This is a genomic window from Deltaproteobacteria bacterium CG11_big_fil_rev_8_21_14_0_20_49_13, from assembly GCA_002796305.1.
Taxonomy (GTDB): Bacteria; UBA10199; UBA10199.
Window position 1 is genome coordinate 1 of sequence record PCWZ01000082.1, and the last position, 6,775, is coordinate 6,775.

At 49.4% G+C, this 6,775-nt stretch carries 6 protein-coding genes; 5 read left to right on the forward strand and 1 reads right to left on the reverse strand.

The window, feature by feature from the left end; translation table 11 throughout:
- Window positions 1–202: 202 nt before the first annotated feature.
- On the reverse strand, window positions 203–952 hold the full coding sequence (locus tag COV46_07955) for a ZIP family metal transporter (protein PIR16462.1): 750 nt from the start codon (window positions 950–952) through the stop codon (window positions 203–205).
- Window positions 953–1,066: 114 nt separating this feature from the next.
- On the opposite strand from COV46_07955, the gene thiL reads away from it, so the two are divergent.
- The 5 genes from thiL to COV46_07980 are packed head-to-tail and all read left to right on the forward strand — an operon-like array spanning window position 1,067 to window position 6,521.
- Window positions 1,067–2,083, forward strand: a complete 1,017-nt coding sequence (thiL, locus tag COV46_07960) for a thiamine-phosphate kinase (GenBank protein PIR16463.1) — start codon at window positions 1,067–1,069, stop codon at window positions 2,081–2,083.
- A 39-nt stretch (window positions 2,084–2,122) separates the two neighbouring features.
- Entirely contained in the window at window positions 2,123–3,112 is a 990-nt protein-coding gene (locus COV46_07965) for a hypothetical protein (GenBank protein ID PIR16464.1), read from the forward strand.
- On the forward strand, window positions 3,113–4,336 hold the full coding sequence (locus tag COV46_07970; protein ID PIR16465.1) for a hypothetical protein: 1,224 nt from the start codon (window positions 3,113–3,115) through the stop codon (window positions 4,334–4,336). It begins immediately after the preceding gene.
- 38 nt (window positions 4,337–4,374) lie between these two features.
- On the forward strand, window positions 4,375–5,526 hold the full coding sequence (locus COV46_07975) for a TIGR00299 family protein (GenBank protein PIR16466.1): 1,152 nt from the start codon (window positions 4,375–4,377) through the stop codon (window positions 5,524–5,526).
- On the forward strand, window positions 5,508–6,521 hold the full coding sequence (locus tag COV46_07980) for a hypothetical protein (GenBank protein ID PIR16467.1): 1,014 nt from the start codon (window positions 5,508–5,510) through the stop codon (window positions 6,519–6,521). The genes COV46_07975 and COV46_07980 overlap by 19 nt, the downstream gene beginning before the upstream one ends.
- Window positions 6,522–6,775 lie beyond the last annotated feature (254 nt).

A 6,775-nucleotide genomic window follows, 5' to 3' on the forward strand; every position in this document is an offset into this window, starting at 1 on the left:
CCATGTGCGAAGTGCAGATCCTAAAGCCTGAGTGAACCGCCAGTCACGGAGCAAATAGGTCAAAACCCTACCTAGATCAATAAGTTGAAAATCTGCCGTAAAATTTATCTTCAATTCCTGTCATATTTGCTCCGTGACTGGTGGTCCAAATGTCGCGGAATGGACATTATGTGAAGTTGCGTGGACGTGGATGAAGCCGGGGTTACTCGGCGATCAGCATCAGGAACATAAGGCCTACGCCCAGGCCTATCATCACCATCTGCATGAGCGACTTTTTGATATCGTGCTCCTTGTGAAGTTCCGGTATCAGATCGCTTCCCGCAAGATAGATGAATCCTCCGGCGGTGAGTGGAAGAAGGAACTGGGTAAGTCCCGCAACGTGCTTATATGCGATGAGGGTCACAATGCCTCCGACTATCGCCGTTAATGCGGAAAGAAAGTTGAACCAAAGCGCCTTCTTTTTCGTGAATCCGGCGTAGATGAGAATGGAGTAGTGACCCATTTCTGTCGGTATCTCGTGCAAAACCACGGCCAGTGTGGTTGCCAGCCCGAGCTTTACGTCGGCAAGATAGCTTCCGGCTATTATCATTCCGTCTATGAAGTTGTGCATGCCGTCGCCGAAGAGGTTCGTGTAGGCGACCGGGTGAGGATGTTCTTCGCATGTGTCGGCATGGCAGTGTTGCCAGTAGATGAATTTCTCGAGTGCGAAAAAAATGAATATTCCGGCGAGCACGGAGACCGAGGTCGTGATGCCAAATCCGGACGTTCTTGCTATTTCCGGAAAGATGTGGATGAAGACATCGCCAAAGAGGGAGCCTGTTGAAAAGCTGACCAGATAAAGGAGTATCTTTCGGAAGGAGTCGTCCTTAACGCTCAAAAAGAATGCTCCTATCAGAGATAGGAGACTCACAACGACCACGCTTAAAAGCGTGTACAACCAGATAGTTACCATAATTAGGCTTTACTCCTAACACGTAATCCTATAAATAACAAGTTACATTGTCATTGCCTCCGCCGAAGGCGAAGCATCGCGTTCATTCAATTGAGTTATCGGGATCCTTTGCCGATGCTCAGGATGACACAATATCGTATGAACGAGTTCGAACTTATAAAAATGGTCACGCACGGGGCCCCTGTTTCGCTTGACGGACTCGTCTGCGGGGTGGGTGATGACTGTTCGGTCGTTACGGGCCACGGGGGAAGGGATTATCTCATCACCACCGACGCCCTTTTTGAGGGGGTTCATTTTCGCCCCGATTGGATAAGTCCTAAAACCTTAGGCCGCAAGGCGTTGGCCGTTAATATCAGCGATATCGCTGCGATGGGAGGCAGGCCCTTATATTATCTCGTGACGATAGGTGTGCCCGACAAGTTTCCCGTTAAGGATATCGAGGCGCTCTTCGACGGAATGAAGGCGACTGCATCTGCTCATAGAATGCACATTATAGGTGGAGATACCTGTGGTAGCAAGAAGGGGCTACTTATCTCGATCACTGCGATAGGAGAGGTAGAACACGCAAAGTGTCTGTACAGAAAAGGCGCCACGCCGGGCGATGTCGTTTATGTTACGGGAACCTTTGGCGGATCGGCCTTGGGACTTTCTTGTCTTGAAAAAGGGCTACGCGGAATTGAAATGAGGGAATATATAAGGCGACACGATGAACCGACCCCGAGGGTCTCTACAGGCCTCTGGCTTGCGTCGTCTTCCTGCGTCTCTTCTATGATAGATGTCAGCGATGGTCTCGCAGGTGATCTGGGGCATATAGCCGAGATGTCCGGCGTAGGAATAAAGGTACACGCCGACGCCATACCGCTTCCGGAAGGTTTTATTCGGGCGGCGGCGTCCTGCCAGAAAGATCCGCGCGCCCTTGCCCTTACGGGAGGCGAGGATTACGAGCTTGCCTTTACGGTCTCAAAGAACAAAGAGGCCCTCTTTGAAAAGATGCTAAAGGTAGTTCTCCCGACGTTCAATCATAAGATAGCGAAGATAGGAGATGTTATAGAGGGTAAAGGTGTTGGGGTGATCGATATGCACGGCGCCCATCTGCCTCTGGTGTCAAAGGGTTTCGAACACAGATTTTAATTTATCCTTCGACAGGCTCAGGATGAGCGGTACAATTATATGCCGATAGACCTAATTATCATAATCTTGCTTCTTTTCATGTCGGGATTCTTTTCGTGTTCCGAAACATCTCTGTTCTCTCTTTCAAGGAGCGATGTGGCAAAGTTCAAGAGCTCCCAGAACCCGTTCGCAAAGAGCGTTATAATCGCGCTTTCTAAACCAAGGCAGCTTCTGGTATCGATACTCCTAGGAAATGAACTTGTTAACGTTGCGATAGCAGTTCTGGTCGCCGGTTTTCTCTACGGCATCCTTGGCGATATAGCGTGGCAGGCAAAGGTGATCATCTCCATTGCGGTTGCTACTCCGCTTATCGTCGTGATAGGCGAGGTCATTCCCAAGAATATCGGTATCCGATACGCGCCCTCCATGGCATATGTCTGCGTCATATTCATCAATATATTCTCGCGGATCTTCGCGCCTCTCAGATGGCTGCTCCTCAAGCTTGCCGAACAGTTCATTTCGTGGTGCGGAGGCCAGCCAAAAGAGGTCCGCTCCATGATAATGGAAGAGGAGCTGAGGGCGATGGTAGAGATAGGCGCCGAAGAAGGTTATTTAGATGAAGCCGAGAGCGAACTCATTCATAACGTTTTTGATCTTTCCGACAAGACGGTCGAGAGCATAATGACGCCCAAAGAGGCGATATTTTCCGTCTCTTTGAACGATAACATAAGCGAGATCATGCCGCAGGTAAGACACACCAAGTTCTCGCGAATACCGGTTTGCGATGCCGATCCCGACGATATCGTGGGGATACTTCACATAAGGGACCTTTTCTCGATCATGAGAAGGAGGTCCGTGACCAAGATAAGGGATGTAGAGAACATAATAAGACCGGTCTATTTTGCGCCGCTCTCGACCACGCTGGAACAGATGCTAACCGATTTTCAAAAGATGAAGGTGCATATGGCCGTTGTGGTCGACAGTAAAAGAATTCCGGTCGGAGTGGTCACCATGGAAGATATGTTCAAGGCGCTTTTTGAAGGCGAATAAATGGATCTGACATTTACTATAATTGCTATAGCTTTTTTCCTGCTACTGGAGGTCTTTTTCTCGGGGAGCGAGATAGCCCTTGTTGTGACCGACAAGGTTCGTTTAAAGACCCGCGCGGGAGAGCGGCACACAGGCGCTGCCACGGCGATGTGGTTCGTTAGGCATCCGGCGCATTTCTTCAGCACCGTGATACTTGGCACCAATATCTCGGTCATTGCCGCATCGACCATTGCAACGTTCTATTTGATATCCAATTACGGTGAGGATGCCGAGATCTGGGCTCTTCTCTTGTCCCCTATCGTTCTTATATTCGGAGAGGTCCTGCCCAAGAGCCTTTTTCAACACTATGCAAACAAGCTTGTTGAGAGAATAAGTCCGCCCCTGATCGTTTCGATGTATGTCATGTATCCGCTGGTGTGGGTCCTTTCCGGCTTCACTCACATGCTTATGGGAGGTGTAAAGAGCCACATCGGTAAAGAGCCGCGCATAACCCGTGAAGAGCTTTCGCTCTTGATCCAGGCCTCCGATTCGCCGGACGTGAAGCCGGCGGAGAAGAAGATGATATCGAAGGTGCTGGAGCTTGCGAGCCAGCGTGTTGAGAACGTCATGGTGCCGCTTGCCCTTGTAGAAAGTCTTCCGGTCAATGCCCCGCGCGAAACCGCGCTTTCAATATTTGATCTTAAAGGTTTTTCAAAATTGCCGTTGTTCGAACATCGTGCCTACAACATTGTGGGCGTTCTCGATTGCCTTGACTGTCTTTTTTCACCGGAGACCGCGAACGTTTCGGACCTTATTGAAAAGGTCATATATGTCCCAAAAGGAATGAAACTTCATGAGCTGTATCACCTGATGAAGGACAAGGAAGAGGAGATAGCCATAGTTGTAGATGAATACGGCGCGGCGGTGGGACTTGTTACCATGGAAGATGTCCTTGAAGAGATAGTCGGCGACATCAAAGATGAATACGAGCTCGCACGTCAGCACTGGAAGGTTCTTGGCGACGGGCATTTTCTTGTAATAGGGCAGGCTGAAGTAGAAGAGGTGAACGAAAAACTGGGCCTTGATATCCCCAAGAAGAACTACGAGACAGTTGCCGGATACCTGCTCGACAGGTTCGGTTATATCCCTACGGTAGGCGAGGGGATAGCTGCAGGAAAATGGTTCTACAAAGTGGTCAAGGCAAACGACAGGGCCATTATTGAGGTAGAGGTGACGTCCAATTAGGTCGTCATCCCGAAGCCGTAGCGAAGGATCCATTTCATATGATAGCATATTTCGACTGTTATTCGGGTGTCGCCGGCGACATGATAATCGGTGCGATGCTCGATGCAGGGCTTCCCATTAATTATTTAAAGAAACAATTGAACCGCCTCTCCTTGCATGGTTATGACCTTTCAAGGAAGATCGAGCGGCGAGGAATGATAGGCGGCGTTAATTTTCAGGTAAGGCTTTCCGGGCAGCATCATCGCCACACGGGTTTTAAAGATATAAAGAGGATGATATCTTCCTCAAGGCTCTCTTCGCCGGCCAAAGATATATCGACCGCAATATTTGAAACGCTTGGCCTGGCCGAGGCCCATGTTCATAGAACATCGATCGATAAGGTCCACTTTCATGAAGTGGGGGCGATAGATTCGATAGTCGATATCGTAGGCGCCGCTATAGGAATAGAATATTTCGGCTTCGATTCCATTTATGCATCGGAGATACCCATGAGCCGCGGATGGGTCAAGTGTGGGCACGGAAGGATGCCGGTGCCGGCCCCCGCGACGCTTGAGATATTAAAGGGCGTTCCGGTTATCAGCTCTTCTGTAAAAGACGAGATAGTAACACCCACAGGGGCCGCGATCTTAAGAACGATAGTTGCCGAGTTCGGGATAAATCCAGTTTCAAAGATAAAAAAGGTCGGCTACGGTCTTGGCGATAAGGTCTTTAAAGAGATACCCAACTCTTTAAGGCTTCTTATAGGTGAGGGCGAGCCGCTTGTTGTGATCGAAGCCAATATCGACGACATGAACCCGCAGATCTACGAATATCTGATAGAGCGGCTTCTTGAAAAAGGTGCGGTAGATGTCACCATAAGCCCTGCGCTCATGAAGAAAAGACGCCCCGCATCTATCCTCTCGGTTCTTTGCCGCGATCACGACAGAGACGGACTTGTGAGAACGATACTTGAAGAGACGACATCGCTCGGTGTCAGGCATTACAGGGTAGAAAGAAAGATACTTGAGCGTGAGTTCAAGGTTGTCAGAACAAAGTTCGGTAACGTGACCGTTAAGATAGCCAAGGACGGCAAGAACGTTCTGAACGTAAGCCCAGAATACGAAGATTGCAAGAAGATCGCCCGTATCAGGAAGGTTCCGCTTAAAAATGTGATGTTGGAAGCCTTGAATGCATGGAAAAGGTCAGACTAAAGATTGAAAAACTCATTTATGGAGGGAGCGGCACAGGTTTTCTGGAAGGCCTTCCCGTTTTTGTGCCGATGACCGTTCCGGGTGATGAGATAGAGTGCGGCATCGTTAAACGGCATAGGGGATATGCCGAAGGGGTGATGCTAAAAATGCTTGGCCCTTCGCCCAACAGGGCGCTTCCAAAGTGTGAGCATTTCGGCCGCTGCGGAGGATGCCAGTGGCAGCACATGGACTACGCATCTCAACTTCTCTGGAAACAGCTGATCGTAGAAGAACAGCTTAAAAGGATAGGGAAGTTCGAAGCACCCAACGTCCTTCCGTCCATTCCGTCCCCAAAGATATGGGGCTACAGAAGCAGGATCAAGCTTCATAAGGATGGCCAGGGACGTGCAGGTTTTTACGCCGGGGGGACACATGACCTGATCGAGGTAAAAGAGTGTCTAATTGCTGACGTAGAGGCGATAAAAAGAACGCCTTCCTTTTTCACACAGATAAATCAGGAGCAGAACGAGGTTCTGCGGACAGAGGTCGCGGCCGCAGTTAAAGGCCTAGGTGCCGAGACCGTCTTAGAGCTTTACTGCGGCAATGGAAATCTGACCTTTCCTCTGGCAAAGGTGGTAAAAAACATGACAGCCGCCGATTCAAGCAGGAGCGCCATTGATAACGCGGTGAAAGAAGCCAGAAAAAATCGTGTGAAAAATATCAACTTCATCTGCCAGCCCTCAAAGGCGGTCATGAATCATCTTGCCCGTTTTCACAATAAGTTCGATCTTCTGGTCGTTGACCCCCCTCGCAACGGGTGTAAAGAGATAATAGAAGGTATCAAGAGGCTAAGACCCGAGGCCATTGTCTATATTTCCTGCAACCCTTCAACTCTTGCCCGCGACCTGAAGGATATGGGCGCCTTTGGTTATGTCCTTGAGAGCTCGCAACCGATAGACATGTTCCCTCAAACATTCCACATAGAGACGATCACCAAGATGATATTGAAACAATGAGACTGTTGAAAAAGTCATTGCGAGGGGCACTGTCTACGAAGCGATCCCGCGAAACCAGCTCAACTGCTTGCACTGGATTGTTTCGCCCTCTGGGCTCGCAGTGACACTTGAATTGTACTTTTTCAACGGTCTTGAAATAAAGGAGATGAATTGTGGGCACATCTATAAACCCATTGTTATGTCATTGCGAGGAGCGTCCAGCGACGAAGCAATCTCCATAAATCAAGTGTTTATGGGGGATTGCCGCGCCCCTT